Origin of the sequence: Klebsiella sp. K-3 (assembly GCF_051207495.1) — a bacterium.
GTDB classification, from domain to species: Bacteria; Pseudomonadota; Gammaproteobacteria; order Enterobacterales; family Enterobacteriaceae; genus Klebsiella; species Klebsiella aerogenes.
In genome coordinates this window covers 40,467-63,685 of the sequence record NZ_JBPNXF010000014.1, presented here as the reverse complement: position 1 = coordinate 63,685, position 23,219 = coordinate 40,467, and the positions used below count along the sequence as shown (strand labels likewise).

At 54.8% G+C, this 23,219-nt stretch carries 22 protein-coding genes and 2 pseudogenes; 13 read left to right on the top strand and 11 right to left on the bottom strand.

Going from position 1 to position 23,219, the window contains the following annotated elements; genetic code table 11:
• The first annotated feature begins 175 nt into the window (after nucleotides 1–175).
• The 9 genes and pseudogenes from pstS (at nucleotide 176) to ACSEMK_RS21130 (ending at nucleotide 8,876) form a co-directional block, all read left to right on the top strand.
• Nucleotides 176–1,216, top strand: coding sequence for a phosphate ABC transporter substrate-binding protein PstS (gene pstS, locus ACSEMK_RS21170; protein WP_015369012.1), 1,041 nt, complete (start codon nucleotides 176–178; stop codon nucleotides 1,214–1,216).
• Between the two features lie 125 nt (nucleotides 1,217–1,341).
• On the top strand, nucleotides 1,342–2,301 hold the full coding sequence (pstC, locus tag ACSEMK_RS21165) for a phosphate ABC transporter permease PstC (RefSeq protein ID WP_015703914.1): 960 nt from the start codon (nucleotides 1,342–1,344) through the stop codon (nucleotides 2,299–2,301).
• Nucleotides 2,301–3,191, top strand: a complete 891-nt coding sequence (gene pstA, locus ACSEMK_RS21160) for a phosphate ABC transporter permease PstA (protein WP_015369014.1) — start codon at nucleotides 2,301–2,303, stop codon at nucleotides 3,189–3,191. Before pstC ends, pstA begins: the two co-directional genes overlap by 1 nt.
• 46 nt (nucleotides 3,192–3,237) lie before the next feature.
• Entirely contained in the window at nucleotides 3,238–4,011 is a 774-nt protein-coding gene (gene pstB / locus ACSEMK_RS21155; protein ID WP_015369015.1) for a phosphate ABC transporter ATP-binding protein PstB, read from the top strand.
• Between the two features lie 49 nt (nucleotides 4,012–4,060).
• Nucleotides 4,061–4,786 (top strand): phosphate signaling complex protein PhoU, encoded by a 726-nt coding sequence (gene phoU / locus ACSEMK_RS21150; protein ID WP_004145007.1) that lies wholly within the window; start codon nucleotides 4,061–4,063, stop codon nucleotides 4,784–4,786.
• 166 nt (nucleotides 4,787–4,952) lie between these two features.
• Nucleotides 4,953–5,153: a hypothetical protein gene (locus ACSEMK_RS21145; protein WP_271032421.1), complete on the top strand. Its 201-nt coding sequence runs from the start codon at nucleotides 4,953–4,955 to the stop codon at nucleotides 5,151–5,153.
• Nucleotides 5,154–5,263: 110 nt separating this feature from the next.
• Nucleotides 5,264–6,898: pseudogene (locus tag ACSEMK_RS21140) on the top strand (carbohydrate porin).
• Between the two features lie 42 nt (nucleotides 6,899–6,940).
• Complete coding sequence (locus tag ACSEMK_RS21135; protein ID WP_430915429.1) at nucleotides 6,941–8,107, top strand: alpha/beta hydrolase-fold protein; 1,167 nt, start codon at nucleotides 6,941–6,943, stop codon at nucleotides 8,105–8,107.
• 49 nt (nucleotides 8,108–8,156) lie between these two features.
• The gene (locus tag ACSEMK_RS21130) at nucleotides 8,157–8,876 is read left to right on the top strand and encodes a glucosamine-6-phosphate deaminase (RefSeq protein WP_430915428.1); all 720 of its coding nucleotides are present in this window, start codon (nucleotides 8,157–8,159) and stop codon (nucleotides 8,874–8,876) included.
• A 69-nt stretch (nucleotides 8,877–8,945) separates the two neighbouring features.
• Here the strand turns inward: ACSEMK_RS21130 and yieH are convergent, their stop codons facing one another.
• On the bottom strand, nucleotides 8,946–9,611 hold the full coding sequence (gene yieH / locus ACSEMK_RS21125; protein ID WP_015369020.1) for a 6-phosphogluconate phosphatase: 666 nt from the start codon (nucleotides 9,609–9,611) through the stop codon (nucleotides 8,946–8,948).
• Between the two features lie 170 nt (nucleotides 9,612–9,781).
• Here yieH and ACSEMK_RS21120 point away from each other — a divergent pair, with 170 nt between their 5' ends.
• Entirely contained in the window at nucleotides 9,782–11,119 is a 1,338-nt protein-coding gene (locus ACSEMK_RS21120) for an NCS2 family permease (RefSeq protein WP_015369021.1), read from the top strand.
• A gap of 45 nt (nucleotides 11,120–11,164) precedes the next feature.
• Here the strand turns inward: ACSEMK_RS21120 and ACSEMK_RS21115 are convergent, their stop codons facing one another.
• From ACSEMK_RS21115 to ACSEMK_RS21070, 10 genes and pseudogenes are all read right to left on the bottom strand, one after another.
• The gene (locus tag ACSEMK_RS21115) at nucleotides 11,165–11,731 is read right to left on the bottom strand and encodes an NADPH-dependent FMN reductase (RefSeq protein ID WP_045378124.1); all 567 of its coding nucleotides are present in this window, start codon (nucleotides 11,729–11,731) and stop codon (nucleotides 11,165–11,167) included.
• Nucleotides 11,732–11,768: 37 nt separating this feature from the next.
• Complete coding sequence (locus tag ACSEMK_RS21110) at nucleotides 11,769–12,353, bottom strand: 4'-phosphopantetheinyl transferase family protein (protein WP_395226735.1); 585 nt, start codon at nucleotides 12,351–12,353, stop codon at nucleotides 11,769–11,771.
• 309 nt (nucleotides 12,354–12,662) lie between these two features.
• Nucleotides 12,663–13,622: an HTH-type transcriptional regulator YidZ gene (gene yidZ, locus ACSEMK_RS21105; protein WP_087858870.1), complete on the bottom strand. Its 960-nt coding sequence runs from the start codon at nucleotides 13,620–13,622 to the stop codon at nucleotides 12,663–12,665.
• Nucleotides 13,591–14,775, bottom strand: coding sequence for an MFS transporter (locus ACSEMK_RS21100; protein WP_113374100.1), 1,185 nt, complete (start codon nucleotides 14,773–14,775; stop codon nucleotides 13,591–13,593). The genes yidZ and ACSEMK_RS21100 overlap by 32 nt, the downstream gene beginning before the upstream one ends.
• 197 nt (nucleotides 14,776–14,972) lie before the next feature.
• The gene (gene mnmE, locus ACSEMK_RS21095; protein WP_087858872.1) at nucleotides 14,973–16,337 is read right to left on the bottom strand and encodes a tRNA uridine-5-carboxymethylaminomethyl(34) synthesis GTPase MnmE; all 1,365 of its coding nucleotides are present in this window, start codon (nucleotides 16,335–16,337) and stop codon (nucleotides 14,973–14,975) included.
• Nucleotides 16,338–16,477: 140 nt separating this feature from the next.
• On the bottom strand, nucleotides 16,478–18,124 hold the full coding sequence (gene yidC / locus ACSEMK_RS21090; protein ID WP_015369027.1) for a membrane protein insertase YidC: 1,647 nt from the start codon (nucleotides 18,122–18,124) through the stop codon (nucleotides 16,478–16,480).
• A 2-nt stretch (nucleotides 18,125–18,126) separates the two neighbouring features.
• Nucleotides 18,127–18,384 carry a membrane protein insertion efficiency factor YidD gene (gene yidD / locus ACSEMK_RS21085; protein WP_015703903.1) on the bottom strand — a complete coding sequence of 86 codons (258 nt, stop codon included), beginning with the start codon at nucleotides 18,382–18,384 and terminating at the stop codon, nucleotides 18,127–18,129.
• A complete protein-coding gene (gene rnpA / locus ACSEMK_RS21080) occupies nucleotides 18,348–18,707 on the bottom strand; it encodes a ribonuclease P protein component (RefSeq protein ID WP_015703902.1) in 360 nt (119 codons plus the stop codon). Before rnpA ends, yidD begins: the two co-directional genes overlap by 37 nt.
• Before the next feature lie 15 nt (nucleotides 18,708–18,722).
• Nucleotides 18,723–18,863, bottom strand: coding sequence for a 50S ribosomal protein L34 (gene rpmH / locus ACSEMK_RS21075; RefSeq protein WP_015369029.1), 141 nt, complete (start codon nucleotides 18,861–18,863; stop codon nucleotides 18,723–18,725).
• A gap of 217 nt (nucleotides 18,864–19,080) precedes the next feature.
• Nucleotides 19,081–19,131, bottom strand: a pseudogene (locus tag ACSEMK_RS21070) (hypothetical protein); the annotation flags it as partial.
• Nucleotides 19,132–19,482: 351 nt separating this feature from the next.
• Between ACSEMK_RS21070 and dnaA the strand changes: the two are divergent.
• The 3 genes from dnaA to recF all read left to right on the top strand — a co-directional run bounded on the left by dnaA (nucleotide 19,483) and on the right by recF (nucleotide 23,200).
• The gene (dnaA, locus tag ACSEMK_RS21065) at nucleotides 19,483–20,883 is read left to right on the top strand and encodes a chromosomal replication initiator protein DnaA (RefSeq protein ID WP_015703901.1); all 1,401 of its coding nucleotides are present in this window, start codon (nucleotides 19,483–19,485) and stop codon (nucleotides 20,881–20,883) included.
• Between the two features lie 4 nt (nucleotides 20,884–20,887).
• Nucleotides 20,888–21,988, top strand: coding sequence for a DNA polymerase III subunit beta (dnaN, locus tag ACSEMK_RS21060; RefSeq protein WP_045378110.1), 1,101 nt, complete (start codon nucleotides 20,888–20,890; stop codon nucleotides 21,986–21,988).
• A 138-nt stretch (nucleotides 21,989–22,126) separates the two neighbouring features.
• Complete coding sequence (recF, locus tag ACSEMK_RS21055) at nucleotides 22,127–23,200, top strand: DNA replication/repair protein RecF (RefSeq protein WP_045378107.1); 1,074 nt, start codon at nucleotides 22,127–22,129, stop codon at nucleotides 23,198–23,200.
• Nucleotides 23,201–23,219: the final 19 nt, after the last annotated feature.

Genomic DNA, 23,219 nt, shown 5'->3' with positions numbered 1-23,219 from the left:
ACCAATAGATAAAATTTTAATGCATTGATATTATTGGTTTTATTTTGGCTTATCTTACTTTACCCCGGTATGTCATAAAACTGTCATAATTCGTACATTTTACTGTCACCTGTTTGTCCTATTTTGCTCACCATAGCTTCGAAACAACGGTTTACGAATCCCAGCAGGAGACATTATGAACGTTATGCGTACCACCGTCGCAACAGTTGTCGCCGCGACCTTATCGATGAGCGCTTTCTCTGCTTTCGCAGCAGCAAGCCTGACTGGCGCAGGTGCAACTTTCCCTGCTCCGGTGTATGCCAAATGGGCTGATACCTATCAGAAAGAAACGGGCAATAAAGTTAACTACCAGGGTATCGGTTCCTCTGGCGGCGTTAAACAGATTATTGCCAACACCGTGGATTTCGGTGCTTCTGATGCTCCTCTGGCTGATGACAAACTGGCGCAGGAAGGCCTGTTCCAGTTCCCGACCGTTATCGGTGGCGTGGTGCTGGCGGTTAACCTGCCGGGCGTTAAATCCGGCGAGCTGGTGCTCGATGGTAAAACCCTTGGCGACATCTATCTGGGCAAAATCAAAAAATGGGATGACGAAGCGATCGCTAAACTCAACCCTGGCCTGAAGCTGCCGGCTCAGAACATCGCCGTGGTTCGCCGCGCGGATGGTTCCGGTACTTCTTTCGTCTTCACCAGCTATCTGGCGAAAGTGAACGAAGAGTGGAAATCTAAAATTGGCGCAGGCTCTACCGTAAACTGGCCAACCGGCCTGGGCGGTAAAGGCAACGACGGTATCGCGGCCTTCGTTCAGCGTCTGCCGGGCGCTATCGGCTACGTCGAGTATGCTTACGCTAAGCAGAATAACCTGGCCTACACCAAACTGCTGTCCGCTGACGGCAAGCCGGTCAGCCCGACGGAAGATAACTTCGCTAATGCGGCGAAAGGTATCGACTGGAGCAAGTCCTTCGCTCAGGACCTGACTAACCAGAAAGGTGAAAATGCATGGCCGATCACCTCAACCACTTTCATCCTCGTCCACAAGGCCTCCAATAAGCCGGAGAATACCGCGGAAGTGCTGAAGTTCTTCGACTGGGCATATAAAAACGGCGGCAAAGAAGCGAATGCGCTGGATTACGCCAGCCTGCCGGATAGCGTGGTTGAGCAGGTTCGCGCCGCATGGAAAACCAACGTGAAAGACAGCAGCGGTAAAGCGCTGTACTAATACCCGCGGAATGTCGAGCTGCCGGCGAGCTTCCTGCAGCTCGAATTATTTCGGGTATAGCATTACCTTTGCCCGTAAGCTCAGTAAAATGCTGGGTTTTTGGGCCCGAACTTAAAGAGTAACCTATGGCTGCAACCAAGCCGGCATTTAACCCTCCGGGGAAAAAGGGTGACATGATCTTCAGCGCGCTGGTAAAACTGGCTGCGCTGATTGTGCTATTGATGCTGGGTGGCATCATCGTCTCCCTCATCATCTCTTCATGGCCAAGTATTCAGAAATTTGGCTTTTCCTTTTTGTGGACCAAAGAGTGGGATGCGCCGAATGAGATCTTCGGTGCGCTGGTACCGATTTACGGGACCCTGGTTACCTCAATTATCGCGTTGTTGATCGCCGTTCCGGTGAGCTTCGGCATCGCGCTGTTCCTGACTGAACTCTCCCCAGCCTGGCTAAAACGCCCGTTGGGTATTGCTATTGAGCTGCTGGCGGCGATCCCGAGTATCGTATACGGCATGTGGGGCCTGTTTATTTTCGCCCCGCTGTTTGCGACTTACTTCCAGGAACCAGTCGGCAACGTCCTTTCGACCATCCCCTTTGTCGGTGCGCTGTTTGCCGGCCCGGCATTCGGTATTGGCATCCTGGCGGCCGGCGTCATTCTGGCCATCATGATCATTCCTTATATCGCCGCCGTAATGCGTGACGTCTTCGAGCAGACTCCGGTGATGATGAAAGAGTCCGCATATGGGATCGGCTGCACCACGTGGGAGGTGATTTGGCGCATCGTGCTGCCGTTCACCAAAAACGGGGTGATCGGCGGCGTCATGCTCGGCCTGGGGCGCGCGCTGGGTGAAACCATGGCCGTCACCTTTATCATCGGTAACACCTATCAGCTAGACAGCGCTTCGTTGTATATGCCGGGCAACAGTATTACCTCGGCGCTGGCCAATGAATTCGCGGAAGCGGAAAGCGGCCTGCACGTAGCGGCGCTGATGGAACTGGGTCTGATCCTGTTCGTTATCACCTTTATCGTTCTGGCCGCGTCGAAGTTCATGATTATGCGTCTCGCTAAGAACGAGGGGGCTCGCTAATGGCAACGATCGAATTGCAAACCACCGCCGCGCTGGCGGAATCCCGTCGCAAGATGCAGGCTAAACGCCGTCTGAAGAACCGCATTGCCCTGACCCTGTCGATGGCGACTATGGCGTTTGGTCTCTTCTGGCTTATCTGGATCCTGATGTCGACCATCACGCGTGGCATCGACGGTATGAGTCTGGCGCTGTTTACCGAAATGACGCCGCCGCCGAATACCGCGGGCGGCGGTCTGGCGAACGCCCTGGCGGGCAGCGGCCTGCTGATCCTGTGGGCGACCGTCTTTGGTACGCCGCTTGGCATCATGGCCGGTATCTATCTGGCGGAATATGGCCGTAAGTCGGTACTGGCGGAAATCATCCGCTTTATCAACGATATTCTGCTTTCCGCGCCGTCTATCGTCGTGGGTCTGTTTGTCTACACCATCGTGGTGGCGCAGATGCAGCACTTCTCCGGCTGGGCGGGCGTTATCGCGCTGGCGCTGCTGCAGGTGCCAATCGTGATTCGTACCACTGAAAACATGCTGAAACTGGTGCCGGATAGCCTGCGTGAAGCAGCCTATGCGCTGGGGACGCCGAAGTGGAAGATGATTTCCGCGATCACCCTTAAGGCGTCGGTATCCGGCATTATGACCGGTATCCTGCTGGCCATTGCCCGTATCGCCGGGGAGACGGCGCCGCTGCTGTTCACCGCGCTCTCCAACCAGTTCTGGAGCACCGATATGATGCAGCCGATCGCCAACCTGCCGGTGACCATTTTTAAATTTGCCATGAGTCCGTTCGCGGAATGGCAGCAACTGGCATGGGCCGGGGTATTGATTATCACCCTGTGCGTCTTGCTGCTGAATATTCTGGCGCGCGTTGTCTTCGCGAAGAAGAAACACGGTTAATTTTTGCGGCGCGGCCTAAGCGGCGCCGAATGAGGAAGAGATTGAGATGAGTATGGTGAACGCGAATCCGGGTAAAATTTCAGTTCGTGACCTGAACTTCTACTACGGCAAATTCCATGCCCTGAAGAACATTAACCTGGATATCGCTAAGAACCAGGTGACGGCGTTTATCGGCCCGTCAGGCTGCGGTAAATCCACTCTGCTGCGTACGTTCAACAAGATGTTTGAGCTGTACCCGGAGCAGCGTGCGGAAGGCGAAATTCTGCTGGATGGCGACAATATTCTCACCAATACCCAGGATATCGCGCTGCTGCGCGCGAAAGTAGGGATGGTATTCCAGAAGCCGACGCCGTTCCCGATGTCCATCTACGACAACATCGCCTTCGGCGTGCGCCTGTTTGAGAAGTTATCGCGCGCCGATATGGACGAGCGCGTGCAGTGGGCGTTGACCAAAGCCGCATTATGGAATGAAACCAAAGATAAACTGCACCAGAGCGGGTATTCTCTCTCCGGTGGTCAGCAGCAGCGTCTGTGTATTGCCCGCGGTATCGCGATTCGCCCGGAAGTGCTGCTACTCGATGAACCTTGCTCAGCGCTGGATCCCATCTCCACCGGGCGTATTGAGGAGCTTATCACCGAGCTGAAGCAGGATTACACCGTCGTTATCGTTACCCACAACATGCAGCAGGCTGCGCGTTGTTCCGACCATACGGCATTTATGTATCTTGGCGAGCTGATTGAATTCAGCAACACGGACGATCTGTTTACCAAGCCCGCGAAGAAACAAACTGAAGATTATATTACTGGCCGCTACGGTTGATTGCCCTTCTGCTTTCAGGTGCTAACCCGATGGGCAATCAGGAGACATCATGGATAACTTAAATCTTAATAAACATATTTCCGGCCAGTTCAACGCAGAACTGGAGTACATACGCACCCAGGTGATGACCATGGGTGGGCTGGTGGAGCAGCAGCTTTCTGATGCGATCACCGCGATGCACAATCAGGACAGCGATCTGGCGAAGCGCGTAATCGACGGCGACAAGCAGGTCAATATGATGGAAGTGGCGATCGACGAGGCCTGCGTGCGTATCATCGCTAAACGTCAGCCGACCGCCAGCGACCTGCGGCTGGTGATGGCGATCATCAAGACTATCGCCGAGCTGGAACGTATTGGCGACGTGGCGGATAAAATCTGCCGCACCGCGCTGGAGAAGTTTTCCCAGCAGCACCAGCCGCTGCTGGTGAGCCTTGAGTCGCTGGGCCGCCATACCGTACAGATGCTGCATGACGTGCTGGATGCCTTTGCGCGTATGGATCTTGATGAGGCGGTACGCATCTATCGTGAAGATAAGAAAGTCGACCAGGAATATGAAGGCATCGTGCGTCAGCTGATGACCTATATGATGGAAGACTCACGCACCATTCCGAGCGTCCTGACCGCATTGTTCTGCGCGCGTTCCATCGAGCGTATCGGCGATCGCTGTCAGAATATTTGCGAATATATTTTCTACTTCGTCAAAGGCCAGGATTTCCGTCACGTAGGCGGCGACGAATTGGATAAACTGCTCGCGGGTAAAGATCCGAAAGAGTAAAGATCATGATGGTTGATTCTGGTAAAGGAAATTATCAGAATCAACTATGATTTTGCGCATAGCAGACATATTGCTGCGATTATCGTCACAATTAATACTCTGACTATTTGAGTTTTAAATTTTCTCGCGTAACAATCCCTCTCACTGACTGAGCGCTGAAGCTCAGATGGTTAAAATGGATTGTTACTGCGACAGCAGGCAAAACCTGATATTGCCCCAGGCGGCGATGTCAGGTTTTTTTGTTTTAGACGCTGAATGGTTTGCTGATACGGGTTGTTACCGCAATGAGCGGGCAAAACCTGAAGAGGATTATCTGTTAATGCAGATGGTCTCCTTCAGGTTTTTTTTTGCTACTTATTCGGTATGAAAATAAAAGCTGCAGTTACGTGGAATGGTATTAATGCAGTTTATTAAAAACATAACGCCATTTATTAATTACGTGTTTCATTTACGCCAATGCTTATATAAGGGATTATTATGATTAGAAGAAATATGATCGCTTCGGCGATGGTTTTGCTGGCGCCGCTTTCTTATTCAACAAATCTTATTGCCGGGCAACTTACGGTTGAACAACGGCTGGAGCTTCTGGAAAAAGCGCTTCAGGACACGCAAAAAGAACTCAAGAAATATCAGGATCAGGAGAAAAAAAGGAACTAGGTCTGGGCCGCCTGGTCGCAACCGGTAAATAGCCAGAAGAGCCAGAGTGCGAAAGCGCCCACGGCGACCCAAGCGGCCGCTAAGCCGGATGCGGTACTGGTCAAAAATGAACAGCCGGCGCAGGGCGGCGAGCCAGCCTATAGCGCCATGACGCTGAAAGATTTTAGCAAGTTTGTAAAAGATGAAATCGGCTTTAGCTATAACGGCTATTACCGTTCTGGCTGGGGGACCGCCTCGCACGGTTCGCCAAAATCGTGGGCCATCGGCTCGCTTGGCCGTTTGGGTAACGAGTATTCCGGCTGGTTTGATTTACAGCTTAAACAGCGCGTTTTTCAGGAGGGCGACAAACGTGTGGATGCCATCGTGATGCTCGATGGCAACGTGGGTCAGCAGTATTCTACCGGCTGGTTTGGCGACAATGCCGGCGGCGAAAACTACCTTCAGTTCTCGGATATGTACGTCAACACCAAAGGCTTTCTGCCGTTTGCCCCGGAAGCGGATTTCTGGGTCGGTAAGCACGGCGCGCCGAAAATCGAGATCCAGATGCTGGACTGGAAAACGCAAAGAACCGATGCGGCGGCCGGCATGGGGCTTGAAAACTGGAAGGTGGGCGCCGGTAAATTTGATATCGCGCTGGTGCGCGAAGACATCGATGACTATGACCGCTCTTTGACTAATAAGCAGCAAATTAATACTAATACCCTGGATGTGCGTTACAAAGATATTCCGCTGTGGGATAAAGCCTCGCTGATGGTGAGCGGGCGCTATGTCGCCGCCAATCAAAGCTCATCAGAGAAATATAAAGAGGGGAATGAAGGTTACTACCAATGGAAAGATACCTGGATGGTGGGCACCTCATTAACGCAGAAATTTGATAACGGCGGCTTTAACGAGTTCTCATTATTACTGGCGAACAACTCTATCGCCAGCAGCTTCTCGCGCTATGCCGGATCGAGCCCGTATACCACCAATAATGGGCGCTATTATGGCGATCATACCAACGGCACCGCCGTGCGCTTAACCTCACAGGGGGAAACCTATCTGCGCGATGATGTCATTATGGCTAATGCGATCGTCTACTCATTTGGTAATGACGTTTATAGCTATGAAACCGGCGCCCATTCAGATTTTGAATCTATTCGCGCCGTGGTCCGTCCGGCATATATCTGGAATAAATATAATCAGACCGGCGTTGAGCTGGGTTACTTCAAACAGCAGAACAAAGATGTGACGGGGAAGAAATATAACGAATCCGGTTATAAGACCACCTTATTCCATACCTTCAAAGTTAATACCAGTATGCTGACCTCGCGCCCGGAAATCCGTTTTTATGCGACTTATATTAAAGCCGAAGATATCGATCTGGATAAGGCTGCTAACAATACCACCGCGGTTTTTGAAGATGGCAAGAACGACCAGTTCGCACTCGGCGCGCAGGCCGAAATTTGGTGGTAAGGCCGCAAGCGCCTGCTAATAAAAACGTAAAAAGGAATCAAAATGGAACGACATGCAATTTACTTCGCCCTGGTGCTGGCTGGCGCCACATTTACGGCGCACGCCGCACCGCTGCCGACGATGCCTGATGCCGCTATTCCTGTCAGCCAATATATTACTCAGGTGAATACGGATAACAGCGTGACTTTCCGGTTATTTGCCCCCGATGCCAGGCGCGTATCCGTCGTCACGGGGTCGACGCCGGATACCTTTGTCTCTCATGACATGACCAAAGACACCCAGGGCGTATGGACGTGGAAAAGCGATCGCCTTGCCGCCAATCTTTATGAGTACTACTTCGATGTGGATGGTTTTCGTTCCGTCGATACCGGCAGCCGCTACCAGAAACCGCAACGCCAGGTGAATACCAGCCTGATCCTGGTGCCCGGCAGCATTCTTGACGATCGGGCGGTCCCGCACGGCGATCTGCGTACCGTCACCTACCATTCGACGGCGCTTAAGTCAGAGCGTCGCGTCTACGTCTGGACACCACCGGGCTATAACGGCAGCGGCGAGCCTTTGCCGGTGCTCTATTTCTACCACGGTTTTGGCGATAGCGGTCTGTCGGCCATCGACCAGGGACGCATCCCGCAAATGATGGATAACCTGCTGGCGGAGGGCAAAATCAAGCCGATGCTGATGGTGGTGCCGGATACCGAAACCGATATTCCTCAAGCGATCGCGGAAAACTTCCCGCCGCAGGAGCGGCGTAAAAACTTCTATCCACTCAATGCGAAAGCCGCAGACAACGAACTGATGCACGACATCATTCCGCTGATCGATTCCCGATTTAACGTGCGTAAAGATGCCGACGGCCGGGCGCTAGCGGGGCTGTCGCAGGGCGGTTACCAGGCGCTGGTATCCGGGATGAACCATCTTGATAGCTTCGGGTGGCTTGCCACCTTTAGCGGGGTTACGACAACCACGGTTCCCGACGCTGGCGTGGAGGCGCAGTTGAATAACCCTGACGCCATCAATAAGCAACTGCGTAACTTTACGCTGGCGGTTGGCGAAAAAGACGCCGTCACTGGCAAAGATATTGCCGGCCTGAAAAGCGAGCTGGAAAAGCAGAAGATCAAATTTGATTACCACCCGTATCCCGGCCTGAATCATGAAATGGACGTCTGGCGTCCGGCCTATGCCGAGTTTGTGCAAAAGCTCTTTAAATAACCGTCAGGGGGCATGGCGCCCCCTGTCTCAACCAGTAAAGGAAGATGAGATGAAATTGATTGTGACGGAAGATTATGAAGAGATGAGCCTGGTCGCCTGCCATCATCTTTTAGGCTATATCACGGTGCCGCGACGGATGAATCTGGCGGTGACGGCGGGGAGTACGCCAAAGCGTATGTATGAGCATTTGGTGGCCGCCATCAAAGGGAAATCATTCTATGATCGGGTTCACTATTACAACTTTGATGAGATACCTTTTCGCGGCCAGCAGCGTGAAGGGGTGACGATTTCCAACCTGCGCCAGCTGTTTTTTACTCCAGCGCAGATCAAAGAAGAGAATATCCATAAATTGACGCTGGAGAACGCGGCTCAACACGATCGCCGCCTCGAAGAGGCCGGCGGTCTTGACCTGGTCGTGCTGGGGCTGGGCGCCGACGGCCATTTTTGCGGCAACCTGCCGAACACTACACGTTTTCATGATGAGACGGTCGAAGTACCGATTCAGGGGGAGCTGATTGGCATTGTCGCGAACGGCGAAATGGGGGGCGATTTCAATGTGGTGCCGGATAGCTATGTCACCATGGGGCCGAAAAGCGTGATGGCGGCAAAAAACCTGCTGCTGATTGTCAGCGGCGCGGCGAAGGCGCAAGCGCTAAAGCAGCTGGTGGAGGGCCCGGTCAGCGAACAGGTGCCGGCCTCTGTGCTCAAGTTGCACCCTTCGTTGGTGATTATTGCGGATAAAGCGGCTGCGGCGGAATTGCAGCACTAAAAAGCCGCTGGCCAGCGGGGCTACCGTTGTGACCAACCGTAGCCCGACCGAGCGTAGTGACGTCGGGTCTTAACGAGTAATATCCCAGCCACGCGCTCTCCACAATGCCGGCAGCTCAGCTAAATCGGTAAAGGTCGTTACTTTCGGATGATCGATCGGTTGGTTGTGCGGGTCGGCGCAGAAGTAAAAGACTTCCATACCCGCGGCAATTCCTGATTGGGCTCCCGCGCTGGAATCATCGACCAGAATACAGTTTTCGACTTGTACCTGCATGGCCTCTGCCGCATGGAACATCAGCGCCGGGTCGGGTTTCCAGCGCTGAATGTCGTAACCGCTGTACAGCCGGTCTGGGAAGTGGTGCAGCATCTGCGTTCTACCGAGCGAATGCTGCATTTTACTGACCGGGCCATTCGACACCACGCACATGGGGATCTTCACCGCGTCCAGCAGCGCAGCGGCGCCGGGGATGATCTCCAGCTCGCTATCGAACAGACGGGCGACTTCGGCGCGATACACCGGCTCCAGAGTCTCTTTCTGCAGGTTAACGCCATATTCAGCGTTGATGGTGTCGATAATCTCGTACAGCTTAACGCCCTTGAAGCGCTTAAAAATTTCGGCTAAATCCAGCGTAATACCGAATTCCTGAAACATGTGAACATAGGCGCGTGAGCAAATCACCTCGCTATCGACCAGCGTGCCGTCACAATCGAAAAATACTGCTTGTGGTTGGGTCATACTTTTTCCAGTTTAACAAGTTTAACGTTTTCGTAATGCTCAATGCCGCGACGCAATCGTTGCCGTATAAGCAAAATAAATGAAAAAAATTACCATACAACCGCGCCTGGTGCCGTAATTTGGTATAGGATAGCCTCGAATTTTCCCTCCTTTACGTTCGGAAACCGATAATGAGTCAACAACCAACCAGCCAGTCTTCTGGCCAGGGTCTGCTGGAGCGCGTATTTAAACTGCGCGAGCACGGCACCACGGTGCGCACTGAAGCGATCGCCGGTTTCACCACGTTCCTGACGATGGTCTACATCGTCTTCGTGAACCCACAAATTCTTGGCGTGGCGGGTATGGATACCAGCGCTGTCTTTGTGACCACCTGTCTGATCGCGGCTTTCGGCAGCATCCTGATGGGGCTGTTCGCGAATCTGCCGGTGGCGCTGGCGCCAGCGATGGGTCTGAATGCCTTCTTTGCCTTCGTGGTGGTTCAGGCGATGGGCCTGCCGTGGCAGGTGGGAATGGGCGCGATTTTCTGGGGCGCCGTCGGCCTGCTGCTGCTGACCCTCTTCCGCGTTCGCTACTGGATGATTGCCAATATCCCGGTGAGCCTGCGCGTCGGTATCACCAGCGGTATCGGGCTGTTTATCGGCATGATGGGCCTGAAGAACGCTGGCGTTATCGTGGCGAACCAGGACACGTTGGTCAGCATTGGCAACCTGACTTCCCATAGCGTGCTGCTGGGCGTTCTCGGGTTCTTTATTATCGCTATCCTGGCATCGCGTAATATTCATGCCGCCGTTCTGGTCTCTATCGTCGTTACCACCCTGTTGGGCTGGATGCTCGGCGATGTGCACTACACCGGCATCGTCTCCGCGCCGCCGAGCGTAACCTCGGTTGTGGGTCAGGTCGATCTGGCCGGTTCGCTGAACCTTGGCCTGGCGGGCGTGATCTTCTCGTTCATGCTGGTTAACCTGTTCGACTCCTCCGGCACCCTGATTGGCGTCACCGATAAAGCCGGGCTGGCGGATGCGCAGGGTAAATTCCCGCGCATGAAGCAGGCGCTGTTTGTCGATAGCGTGTCGTCCGTCGCCGGCTCCTTTATTGGCACCTCTTCGGTTACGGCCTATATCGAATCCTCCTCCGGTGTTTCCGTTGGCGGGCGTACCGGCCTGACCGCTGTTGTCGTGGGTATCCTGTTCCTGCTGGTCATCTTCCTGTCGCCGCTGGCGGGGATGGTTCCGGCCTATGCTGCCGCCGGGGCGCTGATTTACGTTGGCGTGCTGATGACCTCAAGTCTGGCGCGCGTGAAGTGGGATGACCTGACGGAAGCGGTACCGGCGTTTATCACCGCGGTGATGATGCCGTTCAGCTTCTCGATTACCGAAGGTATCGCCCTGGGCTTTATTTCCTACTGCGTGATGAAGATTGGTACCGGCCGTCTGCGTGAACTCAGCCCGTGCGTGATTATCGTTTCGCTGCTGTTCGTGCTGAAAATTGTCTTTATCGATGCGCATTGATCCGCACACATGATGAGAAAGCCCGGCATCGCTGCCGGGCTTTTTTTATGCTTTAACCCGCTGAATATAATCGCCAAAGGCGGTCAATTGGCCGCGCAGATGGTCCAGCGTGCTCTGATCGACCACTTCCCCTGCCTGCGGATCGACTTTGTTCTGAATCACGCCGCCCATAAACTCCGGCTTGTTCATCACCATCGCATCGAGGAAGACCAGAATCTGGCGCAGATGATACTGACAACGCGCCCCGCCGATAGCGCCCATTGAGCTGGTCTGGATCAGCACCGGCTTACCGGCCAGCGGCTGTTCCGGCAGACGTGAGAGCCAGTCGATGGCGTTCTTCAGGCCGCCGGGTACCGAGTAGTTATATTCAGGGGTAACGATCACCACGCCGTCCGCTTCGCGGATTTGTTTCGCGATCTCCTGCACGCTCTGCGGGAACCCCTCTTCCTGTTGGATATCGGCATCGTACAGCGGAATATCGCCGATCGACGGCAGCGCGGAGATTTCCATGCCCGCAGGCGCAATGCCTGGCAGCGTGCGCGCAACCATGGCATTAAAAGAACCTTTGCGCAGACTTCCGAGTAACGTAACAACTTTCAACGTATCAGACATGAGTGCTCCTTTGCATCATGATGGCCGGCTAAACCGGTCAGTTGAGGGAGAATACTTTTTCTACCGGTAAGCTGGTAAAGCGCATCAGGCGCGCGTCAGTCTCTTTGGCGCGCGTTTGCGCATCAGGCAGGCAGCGCCAGCCCTCTTTACTATCAAATTCCCAGACCTTCAGCGGCCCGATATTCGGGGTGACGGCGATTGACCACACCAGCAGCGTCTCAGCATCGCAGATGGCTTCAATCGATTGGGTGCCAGCGGTACGCAGGCGACCAGACCCCGGCAGCAGTTGTACTCGCACGGGGGCTTCACCGGTGAGCTTCAGCACGCTTCGGCGCAGCGCCACCAGTTGAGCGCGGGCTTCATCCGGATCGTGCTGGATGTTAATCCATAAATTCTCATTGCTATTGAAGACATAGCGATCCGCGGCATGCAGAGGATGGACGCCACGCGAGGCGTGCTGCAGTTCCATATCGAGACCGCAGTCACCTTCGGTCGTCAGCGCTACGCCGACGATATTCCCGGCATAAGAGATGGAAAAGCGGGGAAGGTGGTGATCGCGAAATACGGGCCGTCCACTGGGTTCGCTGATGATTTCCGGCAGCTCGCCGATACCATAAAGCATGAAAAGCAGTTCAGCGAGCAGCGAACGCGAGGCGCGATAGCGGCTCTGTCGGTATTCGGGTAGGTTACGTGCGGATTGATGACATGCCGCCGACAAACGCGTCGATAGCGGCTCCCTGGTGTTGAGTATCCCTCTTGCAAAATGCGTTGCCATTCGTCGCTCCGTGATTAATGGTCAGAGATAAAAATTGTGAATGATATTATCGCTCACAATGAGCAGGTTTTAATGCGGAAATTCTTCCTTGAGAAGGGATAATGTCTGACTTTTACAATTTCTTGCGCAACAACGTGAGGATGATGGGCAATTTCCCTACAGCGTATTGGAATAGAGCTGTTTAAGGGTCTCTCTGAGCCATACGATCTTTGGATTATAGCTATTACGCTTATGCCACAGCAGGGTGAACGGCACGCGCATTTTTTCCAGCAGCTGCGGCTCCAGCGGCAGCGGGCGTGATACCAGCGGCAGATGATGCTGCTGATTATAGTGCTGACAATAGCGCGGCGCGGTGGCTATCATGGTGTGATTCGGCTGCGCCGCCATGAACAGCGACTGTTCAAAGCCGGGCAGAGTCAGCGCGACGGTCCGTTTGTAGCCCAGGTCATGCAGCACATCATCCAGCGCCCAGGTGTCGCTTTGTTCCCAGCAGATATTGATGTGCGGATAGCGCAGGAAAGCCGCCAGGTTCCACTCTTCATTGAGCGCCGGATGATCGGCGCGCAGCCACACCTGCGGCAGGTCGCTAAACAGGACATCAAAATCGATATACCACGGCAGCAGGCTCAACTGTTCGCGCGAACGCGGATGGGTTTCCCGGCCGCAAAAACCGATATCAACCTCGCCGCGAATAATGGCATCCAGCGAGTCGTAATCCCAGTTGCGTAAACGGATCAGCGCCTGTGGATAACGTTGATAAATTTGCTGGGAGAGGGTGTTGAACAGGATCATCAGCAGCGGCGATTCCGCCGCCAGCTCGAACTTCAGGCCGCTTGGCATGGTATGGTGCGGTTTATCGAGGATCTGATTGCCCATCTGCATCCAGTCAGCAAGATCCTGCTCCATGCTGCTCATTAACGGCGTTGGCGCCAGCCCTAGTGGGGTTTTAACAAATAGCGGATCGTCAAACCAGGCGCGTAGCTTGGCCAGTGATTTACTCACCGCCGACGGCGAAACGTTCATCCGTTTCGCCGTGCGGGTGACGCTGCGCTCCTGGGTCAGAAGCTGCAGACATAGCAGTAAGTTAAGATCGAGACTCGACAGGGATTTCTTCATTATCTTGCGTCGCGCGCGCCGGCGAGACGACCAGTATCAGAACAATACTGACTATGCTACAGGCAATGAGTATCCCGATCAGCATATTCATGGCGCTCAGCCCGATGATAGCCGCCAGCCAAATCCACAGCGAAGAACCACAGACCTGAGCGATGCCGAGAGCGGAGCTGGCGACGCCCGCCCGCAACGTGAAAGGCCCCAACGCCTGGCTCATCGCGACGCCAAAGCCAACCGAGAAACCCGCGCAGATCATGCCTAATCCCAGCATGGTGATGGGCTGGCTGGCGGCGAGGCTCAATACCACGCCAGCGACAAGGAACAACGTCTGCGAGGTCAGCATCAGGGTGCGCGGTTTAAACAGCGTCAGGGCAAACGGCGTGGAGAACGACACGGCCATGCTGACCATTGCCATCAGCGCCATCGCCATTGAATAAGTTCCGCGGTCGAAACCCATTTCTTCCATCATCAGTACCGGTGAGACGTTTACGTAGGTCAGAATTGCGGTGACGCTGAGAGTCGTAATGACTATACGGCTGAGGAAAAAACGGTTTAGCAGCGACTCTGCGGCGCCATTGTGCTGTGCGCCTGCATGAAAATGCGTTGCCGGGCGCGTCTCACGCAGGATAAACACCGACAATAACCCTACCATCACCCCCATGCCTGTCATGGTGTAGAACAGGCTCTGCCACGGATATTTCAACATGATCAGATGGCCAAGTACCGGCGCGAGGACGGGAATAATGCAGGTAATGCCATTAAGCAGCGACAGTACCTTGGCGCGGCGGCGCTCGTCCAGCGTATCGCGCAGAACGGCAAAAGCGACGACGTAGCAGCTTCCCGCGCCGATCCCCTGGATAAAGCGGCCGATCAGGAAATGCGTGCTGTTATGCGCCTGCGAGCACAGTAGCGAGGCCAGTATGAAGGTGATGGCGCCGAAAATCGCGACCGGTTTACGCCCGGATTTATCCGCCGCGCGCCCGGCAAAAAGCATCGCGGTAGCCATGCCGGCTAAATAGACCGAGAAGGCGATATGCAGCTGCGCCTCGCTGGCGCCAAGATCCTGGGCGATACGCGGTAGGCCGACCAGATACATATCAATGCCGGATGGATAGAGCAGTACCAATGCGAAACTGCAGATAAGAAAGCGTGCCATAGGACCCTCGCAATAAGAATGGCGTACAGCATAGTGGCTAGCGCCAGGGAGTACGAGTTGCCATTTGGACAACACTCTTTTCCTGAAAGGAAAAACGGGTTATTGCCTCACAGAGTTGATGTGATTAAGGCAATCAAATAAAAAAAACCGCCATAACAGAACGTTATGGCGGGTTAGTAGATGCTTACCAGTAACGCTTACTTACCGATACAGAAACTGGAGAAGATGCGGCCCAGCAGGTCGTCAGAGGTAAATTCGCCGGTGATTTCGCTTAATGCCTGTTGCGACAGACGCAGCTCCTCCGCCAGCAGCTCCCCGGCCCACGCGCCCAGCAGCTGGGCCTTGCCCTGCTGCAGATGGTTCGCCGCCGCTTCCAGCGCCTGCAGGTGGCGACGACGGGCGAGGAAACCGCCTTCCATGTTGGTATCGAAGCCCATGCTCTGCTTAAGGTGGTTGCGTAGCACCTCGACCCCTTCACCGGTACGCGCCGACAGGCGGATCAGTGAGTGGCCATTTACTTCGCTGAGCCCCAGCGCTTCGCCGGTGACGTCGGCTTTATTACGCACCACGGTAATCGGCAGCTTAGCCGGCAGGCGCTCGATAAAGTCCGGCCAGATCTCCGCCGGGTCAACGGCGCTGGTGGTGGTGCCGTCGACCATAAACAGCACCCGATCCGCCTGTTCAATTTCCTGCCAGGCGCGTTCGATGCCGATGCGCTCCACTTCATCGCTGGCGTCACGCAGGCCTGCGGTATCGATGATATGCAGCGGCATACCGTCGATATGAATATGCTCGCGCAGCACATCGCGGGTGGTGCCGGCGATATCGGTGACGATCGCCGCTTCTCGTCCGGCCAGCGCGTTGAGCAGGCTGGATTTACCGGCGTTAGGCCGTCCGGCGATCACCACTTTCATCCCTTCACGCAGCAGGCTGCCCTGACGGGCTTCGGCGCGGACGGCGTCGAGATCGGCGATCACGTCGTTCAGTTGGGCTTCAATTTTACCGTCGGAGAGGAAATCAATTTCTTCATCCGGGAAATCAATCGCCGCTTCCACGTAGATGCGCAGGTGAGTGAGTGCTTCCACAAGATGGTTCACACGCGCGGAGAAGGCCCCTTGCAAGGAGTTCAACGCCGAACGGGCCGCCTGCTCTGAGCTGGCGTCGATAAGATCGGCGATGGCCTCTGCCTGCGCCAGGTCGAGCTTGTCGTTGAGGAACGCGCGCTCGGAAAACTCCCCCGGGTTAGCGATGCGTACGCCGGGCAAGGTCAGAATACGTTTGAGCAGCAGATCCAGAATGACCGGGCCGCCGTGGCCCTGCAGTTCGAGGACATCTTCGCCGGTAAAGGAGTTGGGTCCCGGGAACCACAGCGCAATCCCCTGGTCCAGCGGCGTACCGTCGGCGTCTTTGAACGGCAGATAGTCGGCATAGCGCGGCTTCGGCAGCTTGCCGAGTACCGCCTGCGCGACGTCGCGCGCCTTAAGGCCGGAGATACGCAGGATGCCCACACCCCCGCGTCCCGGAGGGGTTGCCTGGGCGACGATAGTGTCGTTATGGCTCATGATATGTCTCTTCAAATCGCAATAAAAAAAGGCGGTCATTCGACCGCCTTTTGATTGTAGGCCTGATAAGCGTTAGCGCCATCAGGCAACCCGGCGCGCATTGCCGGATGGCGGCTTCGCCTTATCCGGCCTACACCGAATCAGGATTTTTTCTTCTCGCGGCTATGCAGGCCACGCTTCTCCAGACCACGGTAAATCAGCTGCTGCTGAATAATGGTTACCAGGTTGCTGACGATGTAGTACACCACCAGACCAGACGGGAACCACAGGAAGAACACCGTGAAGATGACCGGCATAAAGGTCATGATCTTCTGCTGCATCGGGTCGGTCACGGTGGTCGGCGACATCTTCTGGATGAAGAACATGGTCGCGCCCATGATGATCGGCAGGATGTAGTACGGGTCTTGCGCGGACAGGTCGTGGATCCACAGGATAAACGGCGCATGACGCAGTTCAACCGAGGCGCTCAGCATGTAGTACAGCGCAAGGAAGATTGGCATCTGAATAATCAGCGGGAAGCAGCCACCCAGCGGGTTAACTTTTTCTGCTTTATACAGCGCCATCATTTCCTGGCTTTGACGTTGTTTATCGTCGCCCAGACGCTCGCGCATTGCCTGAATCTTCGGCTGCAGCATACGCATCTTCGCCATGGAGGTGTACTGCGCTTTAGTCAGCGGGTACATGATGCCACGAACGATAAAGGTGATGACGATAATTGAGAAGCCCCAGTTGCCGAGGAAGCCGTGGATGAATTTCAGCAGCTTAAACAGCGGTTGGGAGATGAACCACAACCAGCCGTAGTCGACGGTCAGATCCAGGTGCGGCGCGACGGCAGCCATTTTATCCTGCAGAGCCGGGCCGACCCACAGCACGCTTTCCAGCTTGTCGGTTTGACCTGGCTGCACCAGTACCGGCTGTGATTTATAGCCGATAGCGACAACGCCATTACCGAGGTTAGCGGTATAGAAGTTGTTGGTGCCGTTGTTATGCGGAACCCACGCGGTGGTGAAGTACTGCTGCAACATCGCCACCCAACCGTCTTTGGTGCTGACGTTCAGGTTTTCGTTGTCGACGATAGTATCGAATTTATATTTTTCGTATTTCGAATCAGCAGTGGAGTACGCCGCGCCACGGAAGGTGTGCATGGTAGACAGACCGCCGGTTTGCGTATCGCGGCTTGATGGCAGCGCTGCTGTTTGCTTGAGCTGACCGAAGGAGGAGATCTCCAGCGGTTTTTCGCCGACGTTTTTCACGTTGTAGCCAACGTTCACCGCATAATCACCGCGTTTCAGGGTGAAGGTTTTGGTGAAGACGTTGCCCGCTTTGTCGGTGTAGGTCAGCGGAATAACGATTTCGTTCTGGCCGTCTGCCAGTACATACGCATCTTTATCAGCGTTATACAGCGGACGCGGGCCGTTAGCCGGGTTATCCGGGCCGTCACGACCGGTTAAGCCGCTCTGTGCCTGATAGATAAACTGTGGCGTGGTTTCCAGTAACTGGAACGGTTCAGTAGATTTCAGCGCTTTCGGGTAAGCCGGAAGCAGCGCTTGCTCAACATCACCACCGCTGGTGTTGATGGTCAGATCAAGCACATCAGTTTTAACCGTAATCAGTTTCCCCTGGCCACTGGCCGGTACGCCCTGGTCTGCGGCGCTACCCGCTGCTGTGGTCGTAGTCTGCGTGGTCTGCTGCTGGGTTTGCGGATTTTTGTCCTGCTCCCAGGCTTGCCAGATCATGAAAGACACGAACAACAAAGCGATGATAAGAAGATTGCGTTGCGAATCCATCGTTAGTGTTCTCTGGTATCAAATGGTCCAGGCGGGACGGGGTCGTCACCACCAGGGTGTAAAGGGTGGCATTTTAATACGCGTTTCACCGTCAACCAACTGCCTTTTATCACTCCAAACCTGCGCAATGCCTCAATTCCGTATTGAGAACAGGTTGGCGTGAAACGACAGTGCGGCCCGAGTAGCGGACTAATCAGGCGCTGATAGACCCTGATAAGGCCTATCAGGACCCGCGAGCCAGGCGACAATGGCGGCGCCATAATTTTTCCAACGCTTCCGAGAGAGCACGGTTATCGAGGTCGGCAACCCCTTTCTTTGCCACCACCACGAAATCCATTGGCGGGAGTTCATGTTGACGTAAACGGAAGCTTTCACGCGTCAGACGTTTAATCCGATTGCGTTCATGCGCGCGCTTAACGTTTTTCTTGGCGACGGTAAGACCGATGCGGGGATGCCCCAGCGAATTCAGGCGGCCGAGGATGGTGATTTGCGGCGTGCCAGCCCGTTGTGGCTGCTGGAAGACGAAAGTGAAATGACTGGGAGTTAACAAACGTAACTCCCTGGGAAATGCTAGCTTAACCACGCAGGGTTAGCTTTATTACTTGGAAACGGTCAGACGAGCGCGGCCTTTAGCACGACGACGTGCCAGAACCTGACGACCATTTTTATTAGCCATACGAGCACGGAAGCCGTGAGAACGGTTGCGCTTCAGTACAGACGGTTGAAAAGTGCGTTTCATGGCGATTTCTACCTAAACTTGAATAAATTCACTGACTTTTGCGTAGACCCGAACGAACTTCGAACGACTTACGCCTCAGCGTGGGTGATTAAAGAGGCCGGATTGTAATAATTGTACACTCCGGAGTCAATTCTCTTTCCTTATTTCTCGCACCTTGCCGCACAAAAAATAAGCTGAGACGAGTTGCGAAAACGGGCGTTACGCGCCGGGTGGGGGATTATACGGCCTGGCGGGTAAAGCGCAAGGATCGTAAAGGATCTTTGTTAGATCAATTCTATCCAAAACCGGCATAGCTCATTAATTTTTCCAATATGCGGGCGAAATCGTGCCGCACTCTCGCCAGGATCGATTACACTTACCCGGTTTCGATCCTCCTGTGGATAAATCGGGAAGAATCTGTTGAGAAACACAAGATCTCTTTCTCAGTTTAGGCTATGATCCCCGGTCCCGATCGCGATCCACGGATCCGTCCCGGGTAAAACCGCAAATAGCGGTTCGCACGTCACCCCTTTTGCGCAGGGGCTTTTTCGGCTTATGCAGGGTCTTGCGACGTGTGCCAACAATCACGATTGTTTCAGTTTTTCTTTTATATCGATTTTATGTTCGAGTGGAGTCCGCCGTGTCACTTTCGCTTTGGCAGCAGTGTCTTGCCCGATTGCAGGATGAGTTACCAGCCACAGAATTCAGCATGTGGATCCGCCCATTGCAGGCGGAACTGAGCGATAACACGCTGGCACTGTATGCGCCAAACCGTTTTGTGCTCGATTGGGTAAGGGACAAATACCTTAATAATATCAATGGGCTCCTCAATGACTTTTGTGGCGCGGACGCCCCACAACTGCGCTTTGAAGTGGGCGCGAAGCCTGCGGCGCCGTCCCACCAGGGGACGGCCAACGTCGCCACGGCGATCCCGGCCGCTCAGGTGCAAACCGCGCGCGTCGCGCCGGCTGTCGCCCGTCAGGGCTGGGATAACGTTCCGGCGCCGGCAGAGCCAACCTACCGTTCCAACGTCAACGTCAAGCATACGTTTGATAACTTCGTCGAAGGTAAATCTAACCAGCTGGCACGCGCGGCGGCGCGTCAGGTGGCCGATAACCCTGGCGGCGCGTATAACCCGCTGTTCCTTTATGGCGGCACCGGTCTGGGGAAAACCCACCTGTTACACGCCGTCGGCAACGGCATTGTGGCGCGTAAGCCAAATGCTAAAGTGGTTTATATGCACTCCGAGCGTTTCGTGCAGGACATGGTTAAAGCCCTGCAGAACAACGCCATCGAAGAATTTAAACGCTATTACCGCTCCGTTGACGCCCTGCTGATCGATGATATTCAGTTCTTCGCCAATAAAGAGCGTTCACAGGAAGAGTTCTTCCACACCTTCAACGCCTTGCTGGAAGGTAATCAGCAGATCATCCTCACTTCGGATCGTTATCCAAAAGAGATCAACGGCGTAGAGGATCGTCTGAAATCGCGCTTTGGCTGGGGCCTGACGGTGGCGATCGAGCCGCCTGAACTGGAAACCCGTGTTGCGATCCTGATGAAAAAAGCCGATGAAAACGACATCCGCCTGCCGGGCGAAGTCGCGTTCTTTATCGCCAAGCGTCTGCGTTCGAATGTGCGTGAGCTGGAAGGGGCGCTGAACCGCGTCATTGCTAACGCCAACTTTACCGGCCGGGCTATCACTATTGATTTCGTGCGCGAAGCGCTGCGCGATTTACTGGCGCTGCAGGAAAAATTAGTCACCATCGACAATATTCAAAAGACGGTGGCGGAGTATTACAAGATTAAGGTAGCGGACCTGCTGTCCAAACGCCGCTCCCGTTCGGTGGCGCGCCCACGCCAGATGGCGATGGCGCTGGCCAAAGAGCTGACCAACCACAGCCTGCCGGAAATCGGCGATGCGTTTGGCGGCCGCGACCATACCACCGTGCTGCACGCCTGCCGTAAGATTGAGCAGTTGCGTGAAGAAAGCCACGATATTAAAGAAGATTTTTCCAATTTAATCAGAACATTATCCTCGTGACGCTATGAAATTTACCGTAGAACGTGAACATTTATTAAAACCGCTGCAACAGGTGAGCGGTCCGTTAGGTGGTCGTCCGACGCTGCCGATTCTCGGTAACCTGCTGCTTCAGGTCGCGGACGGCACGCTGTCGCTAACCGGTACCGATCTGGAAATGGAAATGGTCGCGCGCGTGTCGCTGATTCAGCCGCACGAAGCGGGCGCCACCACCGTTCCGGCGCGTAAATTCTTTGATATCTGCCGCGGCCTGCCTGAAGGCGCGGAGATCGCCGTGCAGCTTGAAGGCGACCGTATGCTGGTGCGCTCCGGCCGCAGCCGCTTCTCGCTGTCGACCCTGCCTGCCGCCGATTTCCCGAATCTCGACGACTGGCAGAGCGAAGTGGAATTTACCCTGCCGCAGGCGACGATGAAGCGCCTGATTGAAGCCACCCAGTTTTCGATGGCGCACCAGGACGTTCGTTACTACTTAAACGGCATGCTGTTTGAAACCGAAGGTAGCGAACTGCGCACCGTCGCCACCGACGGCCACCGTCTGGCGGTTTGTTCAATGCCGCTGGAAGAGTCGCTGCCGAACCATTCGGTGATCGTGCCGCGTAAAGGGGTGATTGAGCTGATGCGTATGCTCGACGGCGGCGATACGCCGCTGCGCGTGCAGATCGGCAGCAACAATATCCGCGCTCACGTCGGCGATTTTATCTTCACCTCGAAACTGGTTGATGGCCGTTTCCCGGACTATCGCCGCGTATTGCCGAAAAACCCGGATAAACATCTTGATGCCGGCTGCGACATTCTCAAGCAGGCTTTCGCCCGCGCGGCAATCCTCTCGAATGAGAAATTCCGCGGCGTGCGGCTGTACGTCAGCGAGAACCAGCTGAAAATCACCGCTAACAACCCGGAACAGGAAGAGGCGGAAGAGATCCTTGACGTGACCTACGCCGGAACGGAGATGGAGATTGGCTTCAACGTTAGCTATGTGCTGGATGTGCTCAATGCGCTGAAATGCGAGAATGTGCGCATACTGCTGACGGATTCCGTATCGAGCGTGCAGATTGAGGATGCGGCTTCGCAATCCGCCGCCTACGTTGTCATGCCTATGCGGCTGTAGAAAATATCGGGCTATCTTGCTTGTTATTCTGGCTCCGGGCAGTGCTCGCAATCCTCACGTACTTTAGTACGCTCCGGTTGCTGCGCGCTGGCCGAAACCAGACTAACTGCGCCGATAACGCCCTGGTTATGAGCTGATATGTCGCTATCCCGACTCTTAATCAAAGATTTCCGCAATATTGAAAATGCGGATCTCGCTTTATCCCCCAGCTTTAACTTCCTGGTTGGCGCAAACGGCAGCGGCAAAACCAGCGTGCTGGAAGCTATCTATACGCTCGGCCACGGCCGTGCGTTTCGCAGTTTGCAAATTGGCCGGGTGATTCGTCACGAGCAGGATTCGTTTGTCCTGCACGGGCGTTTACAGGGCGAAGAGCGCGAAACCGCCATTGGCCTGACCAAAGACAAACAGGGCGACAGCAAGGTGCGTATCGACGGCACCGACGGCCACAAGGTGGCGGAACTGGCGCACCTGATGCCGATGCAGCTAATCACGCCGGAGGGGTTTACTTTACTCAACGGCGGCCCCAAATACAGAAGAGCGTTCATTGATTGGGGATGCTTTCATAACGAAGCCGGATTCTTCACCGCCTGGAGCAACCTGAAGCGCCTGCTGAAACAGCGCAACGCCGCGCTGCGCCAGGTGAGCCGTTATGCGCAACTGCGGCCGTGGGATCTGGAATTAATTCCGCTGGCGGAGCAAATCAGCCGCTGGCGTGCCGAATACAGCGCCGCTATTGTCGAAGACATGGCGGATACCTGTCAGCAATTTTTACCGGAATTCACCCTCACCTTCTCTTTCCAGCGCGGCTGGGAAAAAGAAACGGACTACGCCGAGGTGCTGGAGCGGAATTTCGAACGCGACAGAATGTTAACCTACACCGCCCACGGCCCGCATAAAGCGGATTTTCGCATTCGCGCTGATGGGGCGCCGGTGGAAGACACCTTGTCGCGCGGGCAGCTTAAGCTGCTGATGTGCGCCCTACGACTGGCGCAGGGGGAGTTCCTGACCCGCGAAAGCGGGCGGCGCTGCCTGTACCTGATAGATGATTTTGCCTCGGAGCTTGACGATGCCCGGCGCGGGCTGCTTGCCAGCCGCTTAAAAGCCACGCAATCGCAGGTTTTCGTCAGCGCGATCAGCGCTGAACACGTAATGGACATGTCGGACAAAAATTCGAAGATGTTCACCGTGGAAAAGGGTAAAATAACGGATTAACCCAAGATTAAATGAGCGA

Coding starts and splice junctions, on each gene's coding strand:
- pstB (WP_015369015.1), top strand. CDS start 3,238: ATGAGTATGGTGAACGCGAATCCGGGTAAAATTTCAGTTCGTGACCTG.
- ACSEMK_RS21110 (WP_395226735.1), bottom strand. CDS start 12,353: ATGCTTTATGGTATCGGCGAGCTGCCGGAAATCATCAGCGAACCCAGT.
- ACSEMK_RS21100 (WP_113374100.1), bottom strand. CDS start 14,775: ATGGCACGCTTTCTTATCTGCAGTTTCGCATTGGTACTGCTCTATCCA.
- phoU (WP_004145007.1), top strand. CDS start 4,061: ATGGATAACTTAAATCTTAATAAACATATTTCCGGCCAGTTCAACGCA.
- pstC (WP_015703914.1), top strand. CDS start 1,342: ATGGCTGCAACCAAGCCGGCATTTAACCCTCCGGGGAAAAAGGGTGAC.
- pstA (WP_015369014.1), top strand. CDS start 2,301: ATGGCAACGATCGAATTGCAAACCACCGCCGCGCTGGCGGAATCCCGT.
- yidZ (WP_087858870.1), bottom strand. CDS start 13,622: ATGAAGAAATCCCTGTCGAGTCTCGATCTTAACTTACTGCTATGTCTG.
- recF (WP_045378107.1), top strand. CDS start 22,127: ATGTCGCTATCCCGACTCTTAATCAAAGATTTCCGCAATATTGAAAAT.
- ACSEMK_RS21115 (WP_045378124.1), bottom strand. CDS start 11,731: ATGTCTGATACGTTGAAAGTTGTTACGTTACTCGGAAGTCTGCGCAAA.
- yidD (WP_015703903.1), bottom strand. CDS start 18,384: ATGGCGCCGCCATTGTCGCCTGGCTCGCGGGTCCTGATAGGCCTTATC.
- ACSEMK_RS21135 (WP_430915429.1), top strand. CDS start 6,941: ATGGAACGACATGCAATTTACTTCGCCCTGGTGCTGGCTGGCGCCACA.
- ACSEMK_RS21145 (WP_271032421.1), top strand. CDS start 4,953: ATGGTTAAAATGGATTGTTACTGCGACAGCAGGCAAAACCTGATATTG.
- yidC (WP_015369027.1), bottom strand. CDS start 18,124: ATGGATTCGCAACGCAATCTTCTTATCATCGCTTTGTTGTTCGTGTCT.
- rpmH (WP_015369029.1), bottom strand. CDS start 18,863: ATGAAACGCACTTTTCAACCGTCTGTACTGAAGCGCAACCGTTCTCAC.
- dnaN (WP_045378110.1), top strand. CDS start 20,888: ATGAAATTTACCGTAGAACGTGAACATTTATTAAAACCGCTGCAACAG.
- yieH (WP_015369020.1), bottom strand. CDS start 9,611: ATGACCCAACCACAAGCAGTATTTTTCGATTGTGACGGCACGCTGGTC.
- mnmE (WP_087858872.1), bottom strand. CDS start 16,337: ATGAGCCATAACGACACTATCGTCGCCCAGGCAACCCCTCCGGGACGC.
- pstS (WP_015369012.1), top strand. CDS start 176: ATGAACGTTATGCGTACCACCGTCGCAACAGTTGTCGCCGCGACCTTA.
- ACSEMK_RS21120 (WP_015369021.1), top strand. CDS start 9,782: ATGAGTCAACAACCAACCAGCCAGTCTTCTGGCCAGGGTCTGCTGGAG.
- ACSEMK_RS21130 (WP_430915428.1), top strand. CDS start 8,157: ATGAAATTGATTGTGACGGAAGATTATGAAGAGATGAGCCTGGTCGCC.